Below are 21,164 nucleotides of genomic sequence, written 5' to 3' on the forward strand. Positions count from 1 at the left end.
TTTTTGCGCGTCAGGCGGCAGCGGCCGGGCCGTCCGCCGAGGTTTCCAGCTTGCCCATGATGAGGGCGAGCAGGGTCTCCCGCAGCCAGCGATGGCCCGGATCCTCCTCGTGGCGCTGATGCCAGATGAGCAGGTGGGAGATGCTGTCCAGGGCGATGGGCAGCGGCAGCGGCACCAGGGGGTAGACCTGGGTGGCGTGGCGGGCGTAGAGGCGGGAGAGGGTCACTATCATGTCCGAGTGCATGCCCATGCGCAGGGCCGCCTCGAAGGAGGGCACGGTCGCCTCGATCCGGCGATAGAGATCCTGCTCCGCCAGCTTGTGATCCAGCATCCAGCGATCCCGCCCCTCGCAGTAGGTCTGCACATGGGGGTAGGCGAGGTAATGGGCGAGATCCCACTCGGGCTCCTGCAAGGCAGGGTGATCCCGCTGCACCAGGCAGGTGAGATCGTCGATGGTGAGCAACCGCTGGCAGATGGCGTTGGGCAGGGTGTCGAGGCGAAAATCCGAATTGATGCAGTTCTCCCGCACCGTGAAGGCGATATCCACCTGGCCCTGGCTCATCTCGGTCAGGCTGTGTTCGGTCCACTCCTCGTAGCGCAGGCGGATGCCAGGGGCCTGACGCTTCAGTTCGCTCAGGTAGAGGGGGGCAAACAGGGTGAAGGCGCTGTCCATGCTGGCGATGACGAACTCCCGCTCCGTGCTGGCGGGATCGAAGTCCGGCGGCTGGATCAGGTTGTCCAGGGAGAGCAGTATGGGCTGCAGTTGCTGCTGGAGATCCAGGGCGCGGGGAGTGGGATCCATCCCGTAGGCCGAGCGCACGAACAGGGGATCGTCAAAGGTCTCCCGCAACCGTCCGAGGGCCTTGCTGACGGCGGACTGGCTCAGGTGCAAACGGCGTGCAGCCCGGCTGCCGTTGCGCTCTTCCAGCAAGACTTGCAGGATTATCAACAGATTAAGGTCTATGCGTGCAAGCTGTTCCAGCAACATGATATGAATCCTCTTCAATTCCTAGATGAATATATACCATTTGTTTTCATATCTTGGCGATCCTATGCTCGACGGGTCTCTCGCCCTGGTGGCGGCTGGTACAGGATGTAGCGGTTGAGGGGGACAAGTAGCACCGACTCATACGGCGGCCCATGGTCGCCGTATTTTTTTGCGCCTCGTCGCCGTTTTGTGCGCGATTTTTTCGCCAACTTGCACCGGCCTTGATTTTGCCCAACAATCGATACGCTTTCTTTTGATACAACCTCCAGGTATCTAACAGTCAGGAGTCTCCCTATGGGACTGGGTGGCATTCATATCTGGCATCTGCTGATCCTGCTCGTGGTCGTCGTCGTGGTGTTTGGCAGCAAACGCCTGGCTGGCGCCGGTGAGGATCTGGGCACTGCCATCAGGGATTTTCGCAACGCCTTGCGCGACGATGACAATATCCGGAATAAGTAGGAGTGAACGTATGTCTGTAGACGAGAAAGTGGAACTGAACGAGACCTGTGACAGTTGCGGCTGTTTCGCCGAAATTGGCACCATCATCGGCGAAGGTGACGACGTCATGGAGCTGGTGATCGAGGCCGCTGCAGAAGCCGACGCCCGCGAGAAATTTGCAGCTTACGAGGCGCTGGCCAAGCAGGTCACTGCCGAAGCCAAAAGCAGCAGCGAGCTGAGCCGGGGCCCGGATGGCGTGATCCTGAAGGCCCGCCTGCAATTCACCTGCACCGCCGAGAAGCTGATCTTCGAGATGCGCGCCCGCTCCCTCTGAGATCGTGATGACACGGCAGGCTTGCCTGCCGTCTTGCTCTGCCCCTCGCTTTTTCCCTCCCTTTGCGTTGTATAGTGAGTTATCCCACGGACGATCCGTTTTCCGTCCGGCATGCGCCGATCGGCAGAAGATCCCGCGACGCCCCATGACTTGGCGCAGGCGCCTTCTCTGACAGACCCGACGGTGCGCACCGGCCCACAGCGAGGTGGTTAAATCATGATGCGGCGATGGATCTGGGCCCTGCTGGCTCTCTGCTCTCTCCCTCTGCTGGCGGCGGATCCCAAGCCGCAGTTGCTGCCCCAGGCCGGTGATCTCGAACACATCCTGCAAAAAAAAGAGCTCAGGGCCCTGGTGGTCTATGAGCGGGGGTTTTTCTTTTTCGACAAGGGAGCCCAGTACGGCATCCTGGTCAATCAGCTTCAGGGATTCGAGCGCTGGTTGAACCAGACCTACCTGGCCAAGGAGAAGCTCAAGCTCAAGATCATTTATATCCCGGTGCGCCAGGACAAGCTGCTGGACTATCTGGCCGAGGGGCGCGGGGATCTGGTGGCCGCCAACCTGACGGTCACCCCCACCCGGCGCGAGCAGGTGACCTTCTCCCAGCCGCTGATCGCCCCCATCGAGGAGTGGGTGGTGAGCCAGCGGGAGCTCCCTGCCTTCAATCGCATCACCCAGCTGTCCGGCCGGCGGATCTGGGTGCGAGCCAGCTCCAGTTATTTCGAGAGCCTGCACCAGCTCAACTGGCTGTTTCGGGAGCTGGGGTTGCCCCCGGTCTACATCGAGACGGTTCCCGAATACCTGCAGGACGGGGACCTGCTGGAGATGGTGTCAGCCGGGATCATTCCGCTGACGGTCACCGACAGCTTCAAGGGGCGGATCTGGCTCGACATGATTGGCGGCCTCAAGGCCCACAGGCTGATTCCGCTGCGGGACAAGGGGCGCAGCGCCTGGGCCCTGCGCAACAACAGCCCGGAGCTGCTCAAGGCGGTGAACGCCTACATCTCGGAGTCGAGCAAGCGGACCCTCTACAGTGACATGACATTGCGCCGCCTGCTGGCGCAGAGCGACCGCATGAGCAACATACTGGCGCCGGACCCGCTGGGGCGACTGTCGACCATTCGCAAGGTACTGGAGGCCCAGGCGGACAAGTATCAGCTGGACTGGCTGATGCTGGCCGCGCTGGCTTACAAGGAGTCGGGGCTCAATCCCAATGTCGGCTCTCACCGGGGGGCCGTCGGCATCATGCAACTGCTGCCGAGCACCGGCAAGGAGGTGGGGATCCGAGGCGCCAGACTCACCAGTCTGGAGGGCAATGTGGAAGCTGCCTGTCGCTACATGCGGCTCATCCTGGACACCTACTTCAATGATCCCGGGATGGACAGGCTCAATCGCCATCTGTTCGCCCTGGCCGCCTACAATGCGGGTCCGAACCGTGTCCAGGCATTGCAGGCCAAGGCGGCCGACAAGGGGCTGGATCCGAACGTCTGGTTCGGCAATGTGGAGCAGCTGGTGGCCAACGATGTGGGCCAGGGGCCCATCAACTACGTTGGCACCATCTACAAATACTACGTGGCCTACCGTTTCAGCCTGCCCCAGCTGGAGGGCAAGTCAGAGGCCATCGAGGCGGTGCAGCCCTGAGCCTGTCAATGCTGGCCGGGGAGGGGATCCTCGTGATGCTGCGCAAAGGGCTCCCAGCCCAGATCCCGGTGCTGCTGGTACCAAGGCATCAACAGCCTGGCCGGGGTGGGATCCGGTTGGCTGGCATGAGGTCTCTGACTGAGGGAAGGGTGGTCGCGCAGTTCCATCATCGGCTCCTTGACACTGGGCTATCGGGGCGGTTGTCTGGGTTATGCCACCACCAGATGACAGGGAGATGACCCTTGATCCCCGCCGACTTTGCCTTGCTCGCCGATCCCGGCGCCGCCCTGAAGGCCCGATGCCAGTTGATCCGCCAGGCTCGCCACCGGATCCTCGCCCAGTATTACAGCTGGGAAGAGGACGGCAGCGGCAAGCTGCTGCTGGCGGAGCTGGTGCGGGCGGCCAGGCGCGGAGTGGTAGTGCAACTGCTCATCGACGATCTCTACGGCGGGGAGAACCGCTTTCTGGAGGCGGTGGCGGCGGAACCGGGCATCGAGGTGCGCCTGTTCAACCCCTTCTGGCTGCGGGGCTGGCGTCCCCTTACCTTGCTGCTGGAAGGGGTGCTGAGCTTTCGCCGCATCAATCACCGGATGCACAACAAGCTGCTGCTGGTGGATGGCAGCCAGGCGGTGATCGGCGGGCGCAATATTGGTGATCGTTACTTCGGGCTGGGGATGCCGCCTCACTTCATCGACCTGGATCTGGTCTGCCGCGGCCCCCTCTGTCAGCAGGCCGAGCAGGGGTTCGCGCTGTTCTGGCACAGTCGCTGGAGCCACCCGGTCCGTCGCCTGTTGAGACGCCCCTTGCTGCCAGCCGAAACCCGGGCCCTGAACGATTTCCTGCTGACCCTGACCGACCCCGCCATGGCGGCCGCCTATGATCTGCCGGCCACTCTGTTTGATGAGTGCCCCGTTCCCCTTTGCTGGCATCCCGGGCGAGGGCAGTGCTGGTTCGATCGCCCCGGCAAGGGGCTGGTCGCCCGGCCGACCACGGCGCCCCTGCTGGGACGCATGCTGGCGAGCAATCAGGGGGCCCTGAGGTTGGTGAGCCCTTACCTGATCCTGACACGGGGGCTGCGTCGCCGGCTCAAGGGGCAGCGACGGCAGGGGGTCGACATCGAGATCCTGACCAACTCCCTAGCCAGCACGGACGTGCCCCTGGTCTATGGCGCCTATCGACGTCACCGCCCCTGGCTCGAGCGTCAGGGGGTCACCCTGTTCGAGCTGACGACGGAGGCGTTCAGTCTGCATGCCAAGCTGATCCTGATGGGGAAGGAGGAGGCGCTGCTCGGCAGTTTCAACCTGGATCCCCGCTCCCTGATGCTCAACACCGAGTTGATGCTGCACCTCCATAGCCCGACGCTGTGCGACGAGTTGCAGCAACTCATCGATGGCTGGTTGCAGCAGGCCGTGCACCCGGTGGCGGCGTCCCCCTCTGCATGGCGGCGTCTGCTGGCGCAATTGAGCGATTGGTTACCTTTGCACCGTTGGTTGTGAGTGGGATCCGCCTTGTGCGAGATCTCGCAAAGCCTTGTGCGCCTTCGAGGATAACGTTTGCCATCCAAAGACGGGACTGGATTGCATCGTATTGTTTTTAATCGATTTATATTAAGAACGCAGTAACAAGCCAGGGGCCTCGACTGCATAGAGGTGCGTGTAGAACGGTTTTTTATTTTATTTAACTGCGTAGTATCTCGAGTGCAAGGACAAACACGGCGGCTGGTCTGCCGTGTGGGTGACGGCAACAGGGGAAATGGGCCAACCGGATTGCTCCGGCAGGCGAGGCGGATCGGGAGCGGAAACCCGTGATGCCAGACAGACCCCGTGGTTGCGGGAGCCCAATATGGAACATGCTATTTGCGAGGGGGTGACATGCGAATGTTGCCCCATTTTTTTATGCCTGCCGTCCGTTTGCCCAATCAAAAAGACCGCCTGCTGGCGGTCTTTTGCGTGATGTCTCGGCGATCAGGCGAGGCCCGCCAGCAGACGACTCCAGTTGCGCTTGGCAACGAGGAAACCGTCTCGCAATGTGCGGTACTCCAGTTGCAGCCTGAGCCTGTCGTAGCGTGCGAGGGCTGTGCGCTTGCGCTGCTCCAGCAGTGACTTGCGGCTGGCATAGTAGTGCTGGATCTGCAGGCTCAGCTTGTCGTACTCCTCCTGCAGCAGGGCCTGCCAGCGTTCCCTGTCATCCTGCTTGTGCACTCTGGCCTGGGCGCGCTTGAGTTGCATCTCCAGCCTGGCCTGTTCAATGCGTTCCTCCGGGCAGGATCTCAGGTCTTTGGCGAGCCCGCACCAGGCGGCGGTGCGGATCAGCCACTTGGTGGGATCGAACTGCCACCACTGGATGCCGTTGCGGTAGTCGTTCTCGAACAGGTGATGGAAGTTGTGATAGCCCTCGCCAAAGGTGAAGAAGGCCAGGATGCCGTTGTCCCGGGCGCTGTTGCGATCCGTGAACGGCTGGCTGCCCCAGATGTGGGCCAGGGAGTTGATGAAGAAGGTGGTGTGATGGGTCATCACCATGCGCAGCACCCCGGCCAGCAGCATCATGCCGAGCAAATCCCCGTGCAGGAGGCCGAGCAGCAGCGGAATGCCGATGTTGGTGACCAGAGCCAGGGCGAGATAGTGCCTGTGCTGGAAGGCGACCACGGGGTTGTTTTGCAGGTCGCGCACATTGCTGTAGTCGTGGTAGGTGTCGCGCTGGTATTCCCGCAGCATCCAGCCGATGTGGGAGTACCAGAAGCCGCGACCCGCACTGTAGGGATCCTTCTGGTTGTCATCCACGTGGCGGTGGTGGCGGCGATGATCCGAGGACCAGTGCAGCGCCGAGTTCTGCAGGGCGAGCGCGCCTCCGATGGCGAAGAGCCATTGCAGGGCCGGGTGCGCCTTGTAGGCCTTGTGGGACCAGAGCCTGTGGTAGCCGGCGGTGATGGAGATGCCGCAATAGCAGAACAGCAGCAGGAAGCAGAGCCACTGCCAGAGGTCGTAGCCCTGGCTCAGTCCATACCAGGGGACCGCTATCAGTGCCGTCAGCCCGGAGAGGGCGAACAGCAGGGTGTTGGTCATGATGATCGGGGGGCGGTCCATTTCACTCGGCTCCTTTCAGCGAACAGCTGTTCACTATTCTCCATTGAGCCGGAATGCGGGTCAATGGTAAAAAAGTCGGAGACAAACCTGATCCCGGCCCCGCCTTCGGGTTATCATCTGGCCTCGCTAATCTCAAGGTGACTGTTTTCGTGGGTATTCGCGCGCAACAAAAAGAAAAAACCCGGCGTACGCTGATCGAGGCGGCGTTCAGTCAACTCTGCGCCAACCGCAGTTTCTCCAACCTCAGCCTGCGGGAAGTGGCCAGAGAGGCGGGCATAGCGCCGACCTCCTTCTATCGCCACTTTCGGGACATGGAAGAGCTGGGGCTGACGCTGGTGGACGAGGGAGGGCTGACCCTGCGCCAACTGATGCGCCAGGCGCGCCAGCGCATTGCCGGTGGTGGCAGCGTCATCAGCACCTCGGTGCAGACCTTCATGGAATTCGTCGAAAACAACCCGAACATCTTCCGGCTACTGCTGCGCGAGCGCTCCGGCACCTCGGCTGCATTCCGTCAGGCGGTGGCTCGGGAGATCCAGCACTTCATCGCCGAGCTGACCGATTATCTGGAAGCCACCACGCAGGCGCCACGGGAAGAGGCCTATATCCAGGCGGAGGCCATGGTGACCATCGTCTTCAGCGCCGGTGCAGACGCCCTCGACATGACCCCGGAAGAGTGCAAGGCACTGTCGGAGCGGACCATCAGCCAGCTGCGGATGATCGCCATGGGCGCCGAGGTGCAGAACCGCAAGCGCCACGAATCTCTCACATAACGCAAGGATGGACAGCCTCATGCATGAACCGAACGCGATTCCGAAGAAGCCCCTGGTGCTGGCCCTGCTGATCGGTATCTGTGGCGATGCCTTCCTGTCGGCCTTGATGGAGTCGGTCGTCCCCTTCTCCTTCTACCCCCTCATCGCCCTGTTGCTGGCGGCCAGCCAGCTCTATCAGCACTATCGCCATGAGCCCATGGTGGGCAACACACCCAGCTGCATCCTGCTCTGCTTCTTTATCGGCGTGTTCGGCCATTCTGCCCTGGTCAAGGTGCAGTACCCCGAGCTTGGCAGCAACTTCTTCTCCCTCATTGCCATGCTGCTGCTGCTCGCCGCCCTCTCCATCAAGCTGGGAATCAGCCTCGGAAAAACGCAGAAGGAGTGACGAATCACTCCTTCTGGTCGGGCCGGGGGTGGCCTAGTCGGCCCTGGGGGGGGTCTCTCCCTTCTTCCTAGCGTCTATGATGGCCTGCAGCTTGGTGCGGATATCCATCATGCCGAACACCCCGAAGATCAGCACCTGGGTGAATTCGAGACGAGTGACCGCGAAGTAGGGTTTGCAAGCCGCCTTGATCATGCTGGCCTGTACCCAGTGCATCAATATCACGATGACGCCGCACACAGGCAGAAAGCCGTTCAGTTTGCCCGGCAGGGTGCCCAGCAGGGCGAGTGCCACACCGAACCAGAAGAACAGCAGCACCCCCATCGCCAACAGATTAAACACCCGCTTCATCGTTTACCTCCCGTACATAGAGTTGATAGCAGACCTGATGTGATCGACCTGCTTGTCCTTGAGCCGTTGTCCAAATTGACGGAGAAGGGGACTGTACCCATCTCCCCTTTAAACAGCAGCGTCATGCTTGGTGTCCCGCAGATAGAGCTGATAGCAGACCTGACCAGCTTGCTTGTCCTTGAGTAGTTTCCAGTTGGCGGGCAGAGCCAGATCGGCCATCTCTTTTTCCCGCTCCAGATAGATGAGGGCATCGGATGCCAGCCAGCCGCGCTGCTCGAGCAGCTCGCACACTTGGGGCAGCAGCTCGCGACGAAACGGTGGGTCCAGAAAGACCAGATCGAAGGGGGTGGCCGTGCCTTGCAGCCAGCTCACGGCATCAGCCTGGATCACCTGCCCCTGGCTGCTGCCCAGGGTCGTCAGGTTCTTCTTGAGCTGGTCGGCGGCGCCTCTGTCCATCTCGATCAGGGTGACCTGTTGGGCATAGCGGGACAAGGCTTCCAGCCCCAGCCCGCCGCTGCCGGCGAACAGATCCAGGCAGCGGGTACCGCGCACGTGGGGAGCCAGCCAGTTGAAGATGGTCTCCTTGACGCGATCCGTGGTGGGTCTGAGCCCTTCCACATCCCTGACGGGGAGTTTGCGCCCCTTCCATTGACCGCTGATGATTCGTACCACGCCCGCTCGCCCCTGGGGGGCCGGGTTCTTGCTCGGGCTGTTACGGCTGGATTTCACTCTGGGCATCGCGTTTCGTCGTCAGAAAATAAAGTGATAGTATAAGGCGGTTCATTTTTATGCCGACCCGCCGAGGGACGGCTATCTTAGCAGTCAGCCTTTGATGTGAGTATTTTTAGATGGCAAAAGGTTTGTTTTCCTGGCTGGGTTTCGGCCGCAAGAAAGAAGAGGCTGAGGCCGTTCCATCGCAGGCGCCCGACGCTACCCCGGCGGTAGTCGAGTCGGAGGCCGCCGCTGTTCCCGCGCCTGTCGCCGATGTTGCCCCGGCTGATGCCCGCGCCGCCAAGCCCGAAGCGCCGCTGAGCGGCCCTGACGAAGGCCCCCTGGTTGTGGAAGAGCCGGAGGGCGAGCTTGAGCCCGTCATCGTCAATGAGGCCTTGATCTCAACCGAAGCTCAGGTAGCAGACGAAGCCATTGTTGCCGCCGAAGCCCGCGCTGCGGAAGAGACTCGCATTGCCGCTGAAGCTCGCACCGCGGAAGAAGCCCGTATTGCCGCCGAGGCACGCGCCGCAGAAGAGACCCGTGTTGCCGCCGAGGCCCGCGCTGCGGAAGAGGCTCGTGTTGCCGCCGAAGCTCGCGCTGCAGAAGAGACCCGTATTGCCGCCGAGGCCCGCGCTGCGGAAGAGGCCCGTGTTGCCGCCGAGGCTCGCGTCGCGGAAGAAGCTCGTATTGCTGCCGAGGCACGCGCTGCAGAAGAGGCCCGCATCGCTGCCGAGGCCCGCGCCGCAGAAGAGGCCCGTGTTGCCGCCGAGGCTCGCGTCGCGGAAGAAGCTCGTATTGCCGCCGAGGCTCGCGTCGCGGAAGAAGCTCGTATTGCTGCCGAGGCACGCGCTGCGGAAGAGGCTCGCATCGCTGCCGAAGCCCGTGCCGCGGAAGAAGCCCGTATTGCTGCCGAGGCTCGCGCCGCGGAAGAGGCTCGCATCGCTGCCGAAGCCCGTGCCGCGCAAGAAGCTCGTGTTGCCGCCGAAGCTCAGGCTGCCGAGGAAGCCCGTGTCGCCAAAGAGGCCCAGCGAGCGGAAGATTTGCGTCTGGTCGCCGCGATGGAGGCTGAGGCCGCCGCTCTGGCCGCTCTGCCACTGGCCGCCAAGGTGGACGACGACACTCAGGAGAAGCCGCAGCGGGAGGGCTTCTTTGCCCGCCTCAAGCGCAGCCTGGTGCGTACCAGGGAGAATATCGGTTCCGGTTTCTTCGGCCTGTTCAGCGGCAAGAAGATCGATGACGATCTGTTCGAAGAGCTGGAGACCCAGCTGCTGACCGCCGATCTTGGCGTCGACACCACCACCCGCATCATCGAGGGGCTGGTACAGCACGCGGACCGCAAGCAGCTCAAGGACGCCGAAGCGCTCTACGGTCTGCTCAAACAGGATATGGGCGAGATGCTGGCCAAGGTCGAGCAGCCCCTGGTGATCGACACCAGCAAGAAGCCTTACGTCATCCTGATGGTCGGTGTGAACGGCGTCGGCAAGACCACCACCATCGGCAAGCTGGCCAAACAGTTCCAGGCCGAGGGCAAGAGCGTGATGCTGGCCGCTGGCGATACCTTCCGTGCTGCCGCCGTCGAGCAGCTGCAGGTGTGGGGTCAGCGCAACAACATTCCGGTGATTGCCCAGCACACCGGTGCTGACTCCGCTTCCGTTATCTATGACGCCATCGAGGCTGCCCGCTCCCGCGGGGCTGACGTGCTGATCGCCGATACCGCCGGCCGCCTGCAGAACAAGAGCAACCTGATGGAGGAGCTCAAGAAGGTGGTGCGGGTGATGAAGAAGCTGGACGATGCGGCGCCCCACGAGATCATGCTTACCCTGGACGCAGGCACCGGCCAGAACGCATTGAGCCAGGCCAAGCTGTTCAGCGAGGCGGTGGGCCTGACCGGCATCACCCTCACCAAGCTGGACGGTACCGCCAAGGGTGGCGTCATCTTCGCGGTGGCCGACAAGTTCCAGATCCCGATCCGCTACATCGGGGTGGGCGAGGGGATCGACGATCTGCGCCCGTTCGTCGCCAACGACTTTATCGAGGCGCTCTTCAGCCGCGAAGAATAAATCCGGCTGACATGAGCCGGCCCGGCCGTGACAAGCATGTGTTCCATACCCCGACTCCGGTCGGGGTATGTCACTATGAGGGCGCAGACATGGCTCATCCGGACAAGGATGACATGTGGCATGGTTGCGACCGGTGTTGTCTCCAGGTGTTGTGCCGGTACGGGGGAGTGAGCGCCCCATGCTTTATCCCGGTCGGGGTTTGTCAATCTCAGGGAACCGTTATGATTCGTTTTGACAAGGTCAGCAAGGTCTACAGTGGCGGTCATCAAGCGCTGCAAAAGGTCAGTTTTCACCTGCGCAAGGGGGAAATGGCCTTCCTGACCGGCCATTCGGGGGCGGGCAAGAGTACCCTCCTCAAGCTCATCAGCGTGATGGAACGACCGACCGACGGCCGCGTCTTCTTCCACGGCGATGACGTCAGCCACATCCAGCGCAGTCAGATCCCCTACGTGCGCCGCCAGATCGGCATGATCTTCCAGGATCACCGCCTGTTGATGGATCGTACCGTGTTCGACAACGTCGCCCTGCCCCTGGTGATCGATGGCTACAGCCATGGGGACATCAACAAGCGGGTGGCGGCGGCGCTGGACAAGGTCGGGCTGCTCGGCAAGGAGCGTTACCAGCCTCGCATGCTCTCCGGTGGTGAGCAGCAACGGGTCGGCATCGCCCGCGCCATCGTCAACAAACCACCCCTGCTGCTGGCGGACGAGCCGACCGGCAACCTGGATCCCCAGCTTTCCATGGACATCATGCGTCTGTTCGAGGAGTTCAACCGCTTCGGCGTCTCCGTGCTGATTGCCACGCACGATCTGGGGCTGATCGCCCGGATGCGCTACCGCACCCTGACCCTCAAGGCGGGTCGCATGTATTCGTCCGGGGAGGATCGCTGATGGCTATTGTTCGTCATAAACAGCCGCCGTTGCGTCGTTTGATGATGTATGGTGTGGATCATGTGCGTCAGGCCTTTGCCAGCCTGGGTGAGCTGTGGCGCAACCCGCTCGCCTCCCTGATGACCCTGGCGGTGCTTGGCGTGAGTCTGGCGCTGCCTTCCTGTTTCCACGTATTGCTGAAGAATGCCGAAGTGGTAGAGGGGAGCTGGCAGACCAGCTCCCAGATCTCTCTCTATCTGCGCAAGGATCTGCCGGAGCAGAGCATCCTCGACATGAAGCAGCGGATCCTGCTCTATCCGGAGGTGGAGTCCGTCACTTATATGAACCGTGACGAGGCGCTCAGGGAATTTCGGGAGATCTCCGGTTTCGGTGATGCCCTGGATTATCTGGACAGCAACCCGCTGCCGCCGGTGCTGAGCGTGATCCCGGATCCTCGGTGGCAGAATCCGGAAGGGGCCGCCGAGCTGCTCGTCAAGCTGGAGAACGAGCCCGGTATCGAGCAGGGCAAGCTGGATCTGCAGTGGTTGACCCGGTTGCAGGGGATCATGAACCTGCTGCGCCACACCATTACAGGTATCGCGGTGTTGCTGCTCTCCGCCGTGTTGCTGATCGTGGGCAACACCCTGCGCCTGAATATCCTGAACCAGCGCTCCGAGATTGAAGTGCTCAAGCTGGTGGGAGCGACCGATGCCTTCATCCACCGTCCCTTCCTCTATACGGGCATCTGGTTCGGGGTCATCGGCGGCATGCTGGCCTGGTGGCTGACCGAGGTGATGGTGATCTGGAGCGAGGGGGTGGTGAAGGAGCTGGCGGGGCTCTACAACAGCAACTTCCGTCTGGTGGGGATGGGGGCGTTCGACGGCTTCAATCTTATACTGCTGGGCGCCCTGCTGGGGCTGATCGCCTCCTGGTTCTCGGTGCACAGGCACATTCGCGACATAGAACCGTCCTGATTAATTTGTCAGCATTTTAAAGCGCTGGATTTTGCGAACTGGATCAAGTAAAAGAGTGGCCCGTTTCTGGCACGGGCCACTTTCTCAGAGTAATCTGAATGGTGTCTGCGCCGAGGATCATATGTGGATCCTCTGAACCTTTTGATTTATCAATGGTCTATTGACTGCAACAGAATGAATACGGGTATGGCCCCTATGCCTTGCTCGTCTGACTTGGCAAGCATGTGAAGGTTGCGAGCTCCGCAACAATGGACTTAGCATGCTACTTTTCAGGGGTCCTTTACTGTGACCCCTTTTTTTTGACTGTTCATTTATGATTCATGCCGTCAGCCTAAGATAGGCCGGGTTCATGCTGGGGTGATGTATGATGCAGCACGCAGAATGATACCTGGTCGGTAGACACGTCTTCTCAGGGTGTTAGACTGATTCGATTGAAAAGTAAGAGGTAGAACATGGGAACTTCATTGCAACGCACTATGGCTCTGATTCCGCAAGGTAGTCTGGAAGGCTATATCCAGGCCGTCAACTCGATCCCTGTGCTGAGCGCAGAGGAAGAGCGCGAACTGGCGATGCGTCTGCAGCAGGATGGCGATCTCGAAGCTGCACGCCAGCTCGTTATGTCGCACCTGCGTTTTGTCGTTCACGTGGCCAAGAGCTACTCCGGCTATGGCCTGCCTCAGGCCGATCTGGTGCAGGAAGGCAACATCGGCCTGATGAAAGCCGTCAAACGCTTCGACCCGAGCGTGGGCGTGCGTCTGGTCTCCTTCGCCGTACACTGGATCAAGGCCGAAATCCACGAATATGTGTTGCGCAACTGGCGCATGGTCAAGGTGGCGACCACCAAGGCCCAGCGCAAGCTGTTCTTCAACCTGCGCAAGTCCAAGAAGCGTCTGGGCTGGCTGAACCACGAAGAGGTACAGGCCGTGGCTGCCGACCTCGGGGTATCCGCTGCCGACGTCACCGAGATGGAAGCGCGCATGAGCAATTACGATCAGGCCTTCGACCTGGTCGGTGACGATGAAGACGAGGGTGGCTTCGCGCCGGTGCACTATCTGGAAGACAAATCTTCCGATCTCGCCGCGAACATCGAGAACGACAACTGGGACAGCCATGCCACCCGTCGTCTGAGTGCGGCCATGGCGACCCTGGACGAGCGCAGCCAGCACATCATTCGTGCCCGCTGGCTCGATGACGAGAGCAAGACCACCCTGCAGGAGCTGGCCGATACTTACGGTGTCTCGGCCGAGCGGGTGCGCCAGCTTGAGAAAAACGCGCTGAAGAAGCTGAAAGATGCCATGGATGCCTGACGGCCTCCTCCGGTAAGAAGCAGGGCCTGATGGCCCTGTTTTTGTTTTGCGGGGATCTGGTCGGCCTTGCCTTGGTTACCCTTGTGTATGGTATGTTGCCGCCACTGCCACAGTAGGGAGAGCAGAAGTGAAACTGTTGAACGACTTGTTTACCAACAACCGCGAGTGGGCGGAACGGATCAAGGCCGAGGATCCCAATTTCTTCGCTACCCTGTCCGCCCAGCAGGCACCCGAGTACCTCTGGATCGGCTGTTCCGACAGCCGGGTTCCCGCCAACCAGCTGATGGGGCTCTTGCCGGGGGACGTCTTTGTCCACCGCAACGTCGCCAACCTGGTGGTGCACACCGACTTCAACTGCCTCTCGGTGCTGCAATACGCGGTGGAGGTGCTCAAGGTGAAGCACATCATCGTCTGCGGCCACTATGGCTGCGGTGGCGTCAAGGCTGCGATGCAGAACCAGGAGCTGGGTCTCATCGACAACTGGCTGCGCAACATCAAGGACGTCTACTTCAAATACGGCGAACAGCTCGAAGCCATCGAGGATGAGCACGAGCGCTTCGACTACCTGTGCGAGCTGAACGTGGCCGAGCAGGTCGCCAACGTCTGCCACACCACCATCATCCAGAATGCTTGGCGCAAGGGGCAGGAGCTGGCGGTGCACGGCTGGATCTACGGCATCAAGGATGGCCTGCTGCACGATCTCGATCTCTGCATCAGCGGCCCTGACCAGATCCCGGACGTCTATCGCGCCTGGCCGGACATGCGTCCGCCCCACCGTCGCCGCTGAGGACCATCCGGTGGCTCCTGCGCTCTACCTTCAGATAAAGCAGCACATCCTGGACGGGATCCGCGAACGCCACTATCAGGCGGGCGACCGGATCCCGACCGAGGCCGCCCTGTGCGAGCAGTTTGCCGTGAGCCGCATGACGGTGAACAAGGCGCTGCGTGAGCTGGTGGCCGAAGGCTGGCTGGTGCGCACCGCCGGATCCGGCAGTTTCGTGGCCGATAGGCGTACCGAGTCGCCGCTCCTGGCGATTCGCAATATTGCAGACGAGATCGCCGAGCGGGGCAGCGAGTACAGCGCGCGGGTGATCCGGCTGCAACGTCAGGCCGCCGACGAGAAAGTAGCGGTGCGTCTGGGCCTGCGGGTCGGGGCGCCCACCTTTCACAGCCTCATCGTCCATCAGGCCGATGGGGAGCCGCTGCAACTGGAGGAGCGCTTCGTCGATGCCGAGCGACTGCCCGGCTATGGCGAGCAGGATTTCACCCAGCAGACGCCAAACAGCTATCTGATGGAGATCTGCCCCCTCTCCGAGATGGAGCACGTGGTAGAAGCCGTGTTGCCGAGTGCTGGTGAAGCCGGACTGCTGCAAGTGAGGGTCGACACCCCCTGCCTGCTGCTGCACCGGCGCACCTGGTCAGACGGCTGTCTGGTCTCCTATGCCAGATTGTTGTCGCCGGGTTCCCGCTACAAGCTGAGCTCCAAGACGCGTCTCGCATAATTGTATATACAAATTAAGCATTTAAAAGCCCACCTCTCGGTGGGCTTTTTTGTGCCTACACTCTAATAAAGCCGCTGTTATCAAGATGTGAACTTGATCCTTCCTTTCTTTGCAGAGATCGGCTATAAATTATTGTATATACATTTAGAGGTCGGTATGAACAAGGAACTGTTGAACTGCGAGCGGGTCTGGCTCAACGTGACACCCGCCACCCTACGCCCCGATCTGGCGGACTACGGCCTGCTGGAGCCCCATGCCCTTGGCGTGCGGGATGGCAAGATCCACGCTCTGGTCCCCATGCAGGATCTCAAGGGCCCCTATGCCGCCTCCTGGCAGGACATGAAGGGGAAGCTGGTCACCCCCGGTCTCATCGATTGCCACACCCACCTCATCTTCGCCGGCAGCCGCGCCGAAGAGTTCGAGCTGCGCCAGAAGGGAGTCCCCTATGCGGAGATCGCCCGCAAGGGGGGCGGTATCATCAGCACGGTGCGCGCCACCCGGGCAGCCAGCGAGGAGCGGCTCTATGAGCTGGCGTTGCCGCGGATCAAGTCCCTGATCCGGGAAGGGGTCACCACAGTCGAAATCAAGTCCGGCTACGGCCTCACCCTGGAAGACGAGCTCAAGATGTTGCGGGTGGCCCGTCGTCTGGGAGAGACGCAACCCATCCGGGTCAAGACCACGCTGCTGGCGGCCCATGCGGTGCCGCCGGAGTATCGCGACGATCCCGACTCCTGGGTCGAGACCATCTGCCAGGAGATCATCCCGGCGGCGGCCGAGGCAGGTCTCGCGGATGCGGTGGATGTCTTCTGCGAGCACATCGGCTTCTCCCTTGCCCAGACCGAGCAGGTCTATCTGGCGGCGGATCAGTACAACCTCGCGATGAAAGGGCACATGGATCAGCTCTCCAACTTGGGGGGCAGCACGCTCGCCGCCCACTTCGGCGCCCTCTCTGTGGATCACCTGGAGTACCTGGATCAGGACGGGATCCAGGCGCTGGCCCACCGTGGCGTGGTCGCCACCCTGCTGCCCACCGCTTTCTATTTCCTCAAGGAGACCAAGCTGCCCCCGGTCGCCGCCTTGCGCAAGGCGGGGGTACCCATGGCTGTCTCTTCCGACATCAACCCGGGCACGGCCCCCATCGTCTCCCTGCGCATGGCTATGAACATGGCTTGCACCCTGTTTGGCCTGACCCCGGTGGAGGCCATGGCCGGGGTGACCCGCCACGCCGCCAGGGCGCTTGGCGAGCAGGAACGGCTGGGGCAGCTCAAGGTCGGCATGCTGGCGGATTTCCTTGTCTGGAACTGCGGCCATCCGGCCGAGCTCAGCTACCTCATCGGCGTCGATCAGCTGGTGAGCCGTGTGGTCAACGGGGAGGAGACCCTTCATGGATAAGTTCAACGGGATCGACATGTCGGTCTGGCATGGGCGTCAGGATCCCGAAGACGGCGAGCTGGCTCTGCGCTGGCACGATAGGGTGCAACCCTGGCAGGAGAATCGCGAACCCGGCGTGGTGCTGCTCGGCTTTGCCTGTGACGAAGGGGTTCGCCGCAACAAGGGACGAGTAGGCGCGGCCGGTGCACCGCTGGCGGTGCGCAAGCTGCTGGCCAACACGGCCTGGCATCTGGGCGCCCCCGTCTATGACGGCGGGGATCTGGCCTGTGAGGACGGCGATCTCGATGCCGCCCACGGGCGCTTGGCCGAGCGGGTCGCGAGTGCGCTGGATCAGGGGCACTTCCCCCTGGTGCTGGGAGGAGGCCACGAGGTGGCGTTTGGCAGCTGGAGCGGCCTGAACCGTCATCTTGGCGGCGAAGGACGGGTCGGGATCATCAATTTCGACGCCCACTTCGATCTGCGCATGAAACAGGAGCAGGCGAGCTCGGGCACCCCCTTCTTCCAGATTGCCGAGCAGTGCGCTGCCCAGGGCACCCCCTTTCACTATGCCTGTCTCGGGGTGGCCGAAACCGCCAATACCGCGGCGCTCTTTGCCCGCGCCGAGGCGCTGGGAGTCTGGCACGTGCTGGACGAGGCGATGACGCAGACCGAGCTGCCAGCCTTGCTCAGCGGGCTGGATGCCTTCATCGCCCGTTGCGACCACCTCTATCTCACCATCGATCTCGACGTGCTGCCGGCGGCGGTGATGCCGGGAGTCAGCGCTCCCGCCGCTCGCGGCGTGGAGCTGGCGGTCATCGAACCGCTCATCGCCCATATCCGGGCCAGCGGCAAGCTCAGGCTAGCCGATCTGGCCGAGTACAACCCGAACCTGGATCAGGACAACCGCAGTGCCCGCGTGGCCGCGCGCCTGGTTCACCAGTTGACCAAGTAGTGGCGCACCGCGTCGCCTGACTACATCGCTAAACAAGGAGTGTCTATGTCTGTACAACACCAGGATCCCCGCCACGATCCGAGCCGCGTGATCCGTGCTCCCCACGGCACCCAGCTGACCGCCAAGAGCTGGCTCACCGAAGCGCCACTGCGGATGCTGATGAACAACCTGGATCCGGATGTTGCCGAGCATCCCCAGTCCCTGGTGGTGTACGGCGGCATCGGCCGCGCCGCCCGCAACTGGGCCTGCTATGACAAGATCGTCGAGGTGCTGACCCGGCTCGAGGACGATCAGACCCTGCTGGTGCAATCCGGCAAGCCGGTCGGGGTGTTCCAGACCCACAAGGATGCGCCGCGGGTGCTCATCGCCAACTCCAACCTGGTGCCCCACTGGGCCAACTGGGAGCACTTCAACGAGCTCGACAAGAAGGGTCTGATGATGTACGGCCAGATGACCGCCGGCTCCTGGATCTACATCGGCACCCAGGGCATCGTGCAGGGCACCTACGAGACCTTCTTCGCGGTGGCCAACCAGCACTTCAACGGTGAACCAAAAGGCCGCTGGATCCTGACCGGGGGCCTGGGTGGCATGGGCGGTGCCCAGCCCCTTGCCGCCACCATGGCCGGTTTCTCCATGATCGCCGTGGAGTGCGACGAGACCCGTATCGATTTCCGTCTGCGTACCCGCTACGTCGACAAGAAGGCCCACAGCCTGGATGAGGCGCTGGCCATGGTCGAGGAGGCCAAACGCAGCGGTACCGCCGTCTCCGTCGGCCTGCTCGGCAACGCCGCCGACGTCTTCGCCGAGCTGGTGGCTCGCGGCATCACGCCGGACGTGGTGACCGACCAGACCTCCGCCCATGACCCGGTACACGGCTACCTGCCCCAGGGCTGGAGCGTGGCCCAATGGCGCGATCTGCAAAAGAGCGCACCGGACGAGGTCAACGTGGCGGCTCGCCGCTCCATGGCCCGTCAGGTCGAAGCCATGCTGACCCTGCAATCCCGCGGCGCCGCCACGCTCGATTACGGCAACAACATCCGCCAGATGGCGCTGGAAGAGGGGGTCAAGAATGCCTTCGACTTCCCGGGCTTCGTGCCGGCCTACATCCGCCCGCTGTTCTGCGAGGGCATTGGCCCGTTCCGCTGGGTGGCGCTCTCCGGCGACCCGGAAGACATCTACAAGACCGACCAGAAGGTAAAAGAGCTGATCCCGGACGATCCCCACCTGCACAACTGGCTCGACATGGCCCGCGAGCGCATCGCCTTCCAGGGCCTGCCGGCGCGGATCTGCTGGGTTGGCGTCAAGGATCGGGTGCGCCTGGGCCTGGCCTTCAACGAGATGGTGAAGAACGGCGAGCTGAAGGCACCGGTCGTCATCGGCCGTGACCACCTGGACTCCGGCTCGGTGGCGAGCCCGAACCGCGAGACCGAATCCATGATAGATGGCTCCGACGCCGTTTCCGACTGGCCGCTGCTCAACGCCCTGCTCAACACCGCCGGCGGCGCGACCTGGGTCTCTCTGCACCACGGTGGCGGGGTCGGCATGGGCTTCTCCCAGCACTCCGGCGTGGTGATCGTCTGTGACGGCACCGACGATGCCGCCAAGCGGGTCGGCCGCGTGCTGCGCAACGACCCGGCCACCGGGGTGATGCGTCACGCCGACGCCGGCTACGAGATTGCCATCAACTGTGCCCATGAGGCGAAACTGGATCTGCCGATGATCGACGCCACCGGCAAAGGGGTGAAATAAGATGTTCGAACTCAATCTGCAACCGGGCAAACTCTGCCTCGCCACCCTGCGCCGTGTCAGCCGTGAGCCGGTACACGTTAGCCTGGATCCGGCTGCCCTGGCGGGGATCCACGCCTCCGCCGCCGTGGTCACCAAGGTGATCGAGCAAAACCGGGTGGTGTACGGCATCAACACCGGCTTTGGCCTGCTGGCCAACACCCGCATTCCGGTGGAGCAGCTGGACGAGCTGCAGCGCTCCATCGTGCTCTCTCATGCGGCGGGGATTGGCGAGTACATGGATGATGCCACCGTGCGGCTGATGATGGTGCTCAAGCTCAACTCGCTGGCGCGCGGCTTCTCCGGCATCCGGCTGGTGGTGCTGGAGGCTCTGATGCGGCTCATCAACGCCGAAGTCTATCCGGTGGTGCCGAAGAAGGGCTCCGTCGGCGCCTCCGGCGATCTGGCGCCGCTGGCCCACATGAGTTGCCTGCTGATCGGTGAAGGCAAGGCCCGTCACAAGGGCGAGCTGATCGACGCCGCCACTGCCCTCAAGATTGCCGGGCTGGAGCCCATCGCGCTGGCGCCGAAAGAGGGGCTGGCCCTGCTCAACGGCACCCAGGCGAGCACCGCCTTCGCGCTGGAAGGGCTGTTCCATGCCGAGGATCTCTACGCCGGCGCCATCACCATCGGCGCCATGAGCGTGGAGGCCGCCCTTGGCAGCCGCCGGCCGTTCGATGCCCGCATCCATGCAGTGCGCGGTCAGCGTGGCCAGATTGACGCGGCCGCCTGCTACCGCCACCTGCTGGTGGATGGCAGCGAGATCGGCATGTCCCACCACAACTGCGAGAAGGTGCAGGATCCTTACTCCCTGCGCTGTCAGCCCCAGGTGATGGGTGCCTGCCTGACCCAGATCCGTCAGGCCGCCGAGGTGCTGGTGTGCGAGGCCAACGCGGTCTCCGACAATCCGCTGGTGTTTGCCGAGGATGAGGAGATCATCTCCGGCGGCAACTTCCACGCAGAACCCGTGGCCTTTGCCGCCGACAACCTGGCCCTGGCCATCGCCGAGATCGGGTCGCTGTCCGAGCGGCGCATGGCGCTGCTCATCGACTCGCGCATGTCCGGCCTGCCGGCCTTCCTGGTGAACAACGGCGGGGTGAACTCCGGTTTCATGATCGCCCAGGTCACTTCGGCGGCCCTGGCCTCCGAGAACAAGACCCTGGCCCACCCGGCCTCGGTGGACAGCCTGCCCACCTCGGCCAACCAGGAGGACCACGTCTCCATGGCCACCTTCGCCGGTCGCCGGCTGGCGGACATGGCCGAGAACACCCGTGGCATCCTGGCGGTGGAACTGCTGGCAGCGGCCCAGGGGCTCGACTTCCGCGCTCCCCTGCGCTCCACCGAGCTCATCGAGCTGGCCAAGGGCCGTCTGCGGGAAGAGGTCAGCTTCTATGACAAGGACAGGTACTTTGCACCGGACATCGAGGCGGCGGCCGCCCTGCTGGGCCGTGCCAGCTACAACGACCTGATCCCGGCCGGGACTCTGCCCAGCCTCTGAATTGGAGCCTGAGTAACCATAAATAAGACCGCCCATGGGGCGGTCTTTTCATTTCCGTCTCCCGCGCCTCGCGTCGGGGCCATCGGAAGCGCGCTGCGCAGAGTGGCAGCAGGCAGGTGGTGGCGGCCTTATCCGTGTTCAAACATCCGGA

The 21,164-nt window shown here is 62.5% G+C and carries 21 protein-coding genes; 16 read left to right on the top strand and 5 right to left on the bottom strand.

The features are described from left to right. Positions 1–10 precede the first annotated feature (10 nt). Entirely contained in the window at positions 11–988 is a 978-nt protein-coding gene (locus tag ACB037_RS09610; protein ID WP_371175264.1) for a LysR substrate-binding domain-containing protein, read from the bottom strand. Between the two features lie 294 nt (positions 989–1,282). Here ACB037_RS09610 and tatA point away from each other — a divergent pair, with 294 nt between their 5' ends. From tatA to ACB037_RS09625, 3 genes are all read left to right on the top strand, one after another. Beyond that, on the top strand, positions 1,283–1,447 hold the full coding sequence (gene tatA / locus ACB037_RS09615) for a twin-arginine translocase TatA/TatE family subunit (RefSeq protein WP_010672592.1): 165 nt from the start codon (positions 1,283–1,285) through the stop codon (positions 1,445–1,447). Positions 1,448–1,457: 10 nt separating this feature from the next. Beyond that, complete coding sequence (locus ACB037_RS09620; RefSeq protein ID WP_010672593.1) at positions 1,458–1,760, top strand: YfcZ/YiiS family protein; 303 nt, start codon at positions 1,458–1,460, stop codon at positions 1,758–1,760. A 216-nt stretch (positions 1,761–1,976) separates the two neighbouring features. Beyond that, entirely contained in the window at positions 1,977–3,398 is a 1,422-nt protein-coding gene (locus tag ACB037_RS09625; RefSeq protein ID WP_371175265.1) for a transglycosylase SLT domain-containing protein, read from the top strand. Positions 3,399–3,403: 5 nt separating this feature from the next. Here ACB037_RS09625 and ACB037_RS09630 read toward each other — a convergent pair whose 3' ends face one another. After that, complete coding sequence (locus tag ACB037_RS09630; RefSeq protein WP_203763855.1) at positions 3,404–3,565, bottom strand: hypothetical protein; 162 nt, start codon at positions 3,563–3,565, stop codon at positions 3,404–3,406. 75 nt (positions 3,566–3,640) lie between these two features. Here ACB037_RS09630 and ACB037_RS09635 point away from each other — a divergent pair, with 75 nt between their 5' ends. Further along, positions 3,641–4,894, top strand: a complete 1,254-nt coding sequence (locus ACB037_RS09635) for a phosphatidylserine/phosphatidylglycerophosphate/cardiolipin synthase family protein (RefSeq protein WP_128313463.1) — start codon at positions 3,641–3,643, stop codon at positions 4,892–4,894. Between the two features lie 468 nt (positions 4,895–5,362). On the opposite strand, the gene ACB037_RS09640 is transcribed toward ACB037_RS09635, so the two are convergent. Then, on the bottom strand, positions 5,363–6,481 hold the full coding sequence (locus ACB037_RS09640) for a fatty acid desaturase (protein ID WP_223956081.1): 1,119 nt from the start codon (positions 6,479–6,481) through the stop codon (positions 5,363–5,365). Between the two features lie 149 nt (positions 6,482–6,630). Between ACB037_RS09640 and fabR the strand changes: the two genes are divergently transcribed. Next, the gene (gene fabR, locus ACB037_RS09645; RefSeq protein ID WP_010672598.1) at positions 6,631–7,251 is read left to right on the top strand and encodes an HTH-type transcriptional repressor FabR; all 621 of its coding nucleotides are present in this window, start codon (positions 6,631–6,633) and stop codon (positions 7,249–7,251) included. A gap of 19 nt (positions 7,252–7,270) precedes the next feature. Continuing rightward, positions 7,271–7,636 (top strand): YijD family membrane protein, encoded by a 366-nt coding sequence (locus ACB037_RS09650; protein ID WP_041212194.1) that lies wholly within the window; start codon positions 7,271–7,273, stop codon positions 7,634–7,636. A 33-nt stretch (positions 7,637–7,669) separates the two neighbouring features. On the opposite strand, the gene ACB037_RS09655 is transcribed toward ACB037_RS09650, so the two are convergent. Together ACB037_RS09655 and rsmD are read right to left on the bottom strand one after the other, a co-directional pair. Beyond that, on the bottom strand, positions 7,670–7,984 hold the full coding sequence (locus ACB037_RS09655) for a DUF1145 domain-containing protein (RefSeq protein ID WP_010672600.1): 315 nt from the start codon (positions 7,982–7,984) through the stop codon (positions 7,670–7,672). A 108-nt stretch (positions 7,985–8,092) separates the two neighbouring features. Next, a complete protein-coding gene (gene rsmD / locus ACB037_RS09660) occupies positions 8,093–8,722 on the bottom strand; it encodes a 16S rRNA (guanine(966)-N(2))-methyltransferase RsmD (RefSeq protein ID WP_319896237.1) in 630 nt (209 codons plus the stop codon). 110 nt (positions 8,723–8,832) lie between these two features. On the opposite strand from rsmD, the gene ftsY reads away from it, so the two are divergent. The 10 genes from ftsY to hutH all read left to right on the top strand — a co-directional run bounded on the left by ftsY (position 8,833) and on the right by hutH (position 21,013). Then, complete coding sequence (gene ftsY, locus ACB037_RS09665; RefSeq protein ID WP_371175266.1) at positions 8,833–10,755, top strand: signal recognition particle-docking protein FtsY; 1,923 nt, start codon at positions 8,833–8,835, stop codon at positions 10,753–10,755. Between the two features lie 221 nt (positions 10,756–10,976). Next, complete coding sequence (gene ftsE / locus ACB037_RS09670; protein WP_010672603.1) at positions 10,977–11,645, top strand: cell division ATP-binding protein FtsE; 669 nt, start codon at positions 10,977–10,979, stop codon at positions 11,643–11,645. Next, a complete protein-coding gene (ftsX, locus tag ACB037_RS09675; protein WP_069785479.1) occupies positions 11,645–12,598 on the top strand; it encodes a permease-like cell division protein FtsX in 954 nt (317 codons plus the stop codon). Before ftsE ends, ftsX begins: the two co-directional genes overlap by 1 nt. Before the next feature lie 452 nt (positions 12,599–13,050). After that, complete coding sequence (gene rpoH, locus ACB037_RS09680; RefSeq protein WP_029313526.1) at positions 13,051–13,905, top strand: RNA polymerase sigma factor RpoH; 855 nt, start codon at positions 13,051–13,053, stop codon at positions 13,903–13,905. Positions 13,906–14,032: 127 nt separating this feature from the next. Then, the gene (gene can, locus ACB037_RS09685) at positions 14,033–14,692 is read left to right on the top strand and encodes a carbonate dehydratase (RefSeq protein WP_010672606.1); all 660 of its coding nucleotides are present in this window, start codon (positions 14,033–14,035) and stop codon (positions 14,690–14,692) included. Positions 14,693–14,702: 10 nt separating this feature from the next. After that, complete coding sequence (gene hutC, locus ACB037_RS09690) at positions 14,703–15,407, top strand: histidine utilization repressor (protein ID WP_041212197.1); 705 nt, start codon at positions 14,703–14,705, stop codon at positions 15,405–15,407. Positions 15,408–15,563: 156 nt separating this feature from the next. Continuing rightward, on the top strand, positions 15,564–16,799 hold the full coding sequence (gene hutI / locus ACB037_RS09695) for an imidazolonepropionase (RefSeq protein ID WP_319907171.1): 1,236 nt from the start codon (positions 15,564–15,566) through the stop codon (positions 16,797–16,799). Then, a complete protein-coding gene (gene hutG / locus ACB037_RS09700; protein ID WP_319907172.1) occupies positions 16,792–17,730 on the top strand; it encodes a formimidoylglutamase in 939 nt (312 codons plus the stop codon). The genes hutI and hutG overlap by 8 nt, the downstream gene beginning before the upstream one ends. Positions 17,731–17,775: 45 nt before the next feature. Further along, the gene (hutU, locus tag ACB037_RS09705) at positions 17,776–19,479 is read left to right on the top strand and encodes a urocanate hydratase (protein ID WP_371175267.1); all 1,704 of its coding nucleotides are present in this window, start codon (positions 17,776–17,778) and stop codon (positions 19,477–19,479) included. 1 nt (position 19,480) lies between these two features. Continuing rightward, complete coding sequence (gene hutH / locus ACB037_RS09710; RefSeq protein WP_201890422.1) at positions 19,481–21,013, top strand: histidine ammonia-lyase; 1,533 nt, start codon at positions 19,481–19,483, stop codon at positions 21,011–21,013. The last annotated feature ends 151 nt before the right edge of the window (positions 21,014–21,164 follow it).

The sequence above is a fragment of the Aeromonas sp. S19(2024) genome, assembly GCF_041402625.1.
GTDB lineage: Bacteria > Pseudomonadota > Gammaproteobacteria > Enterobacterales > Aeromonadaceae > Aeromonas > Aeromonas caviae.

Excerpts from the sequence above, each read along its gene's own strand:
- ACB037_RS09620 (WP_010672593.1), top strand. The coding sequence starts at position 1,458 with ATGTCTGTAGACGAGAAAGTGGAACTGAACGAGACCTGTGACAGTTGC.
- ftsY (WP_371175266.1), top strand. The coding sequence starts at position 8,833 with ATGGCAAAAGGTTTGTTTTCCTGGCTGGGTTTCGGCCGCAAGAAAGAA.
- ACB037_RS09650 (WP_041212194.1), top strand. The coding sequence starts at position 7,271 with ATGCATGAACCGAACGCGATTCCGAAGAAGCCCCTGGTGCTGGCCCTG.
- ACB037_RS09630 (WP_203763855.1), bottom strand. The coding sequence starts at position 3,565 with ATGGAACTGCGCGACCACCCTTCCCTCAGTCAGAGACCTCATGCCAGC.
- tatA (WP_010672592.1), top strand. The coding sequence starts at position 1,283 with ATGGGACTGGGTGGCATTCATATCTGGCATCTGCTGATCCTGCTCGTG.
- ftsX (WP_069785479.1), top strand. The coding sequence starts at position 11,645 with ATGGCTATTGTTCGTCATAAACAGCCGCCGTTGCGTCGTTTGATGATG.
- hutU (WP_371175267.1), top strand. The coding sequence starts at position 17,776 with ATGTCTGTACAACACCAGGATCCCCGCCACGATCCGAGCCGCGTGATC.
- ACB037_RS09625 (WP_371175265.1), top strand. The coding sequence starts at position 1,977 with ATGATGCGGCGATGGATCTGGGCCCTGCTGGCTCTCTGCTCTCTCCCT.
- hutI (WP_319907171.1), top strand. The coding sequence starts at position 15,564 with ATGAACAAGGAACTGTTGAACTGCGAGCGGGTCTGGCTCAACGTGACA.
- hutH (WP_201890422.1), top strand. The coding sequence starts at position 19,481 with ATGTTCGAACTCAATCTGCAACCGGGCAAACTCTGCCTCGCCACCCTG.
- rsmD (WP_319896237.1), bottom strand. The coding sequence starts at position 8,722 with ATGCCCAGAGTGAAATCCAGCCGTAACAGCCCGAGCAAGAACCCGGCC.
- hutG (WP_319907172.1), top strand. The coding sequence starts at position 16,792 with ATGGATAAGTTCAACGGGATCGACATGTCGGTCTGGCATGGGCGTCAG.
- ftsE (WP_010672603.1), top strand. The coding sequence starts at position 10,977 with ATGATTCGTTTTGACAAGGTCAGCAAGGTCTACAGTGGCGGTCATCAA.
- ACB037_RS09640 (WP_223956081.1), bottom strand. The coding sequence starts at position 6,481 with ATGGACCGCCCCCCGATCATCATGACCAACACCCTGCTGTTCGCCCTC.
- ACB037_RS09655 (WP_010672600.1), bottom strand. The coding sequence starts at position 7,984 with ATGAAGCGGGTGTTTAATCTGTTGGCGATGGGGGTGCTGCTGTTCTTC.
- ACB037_RS09610 (WP_371175264.1), bottom strand. The coding sequence starts at position 988 with ATGTTGCTGGAACAGCTTGCACGCATAGACCTTAATCTGTTGATAATC.
- rpoH (WP_029313526.1), top strand. The coding sequence starts at position 13,051 with ATGGGAACTTCATTGCAACGCACTATGGCTCTGATTCCGCAAGGTAGT.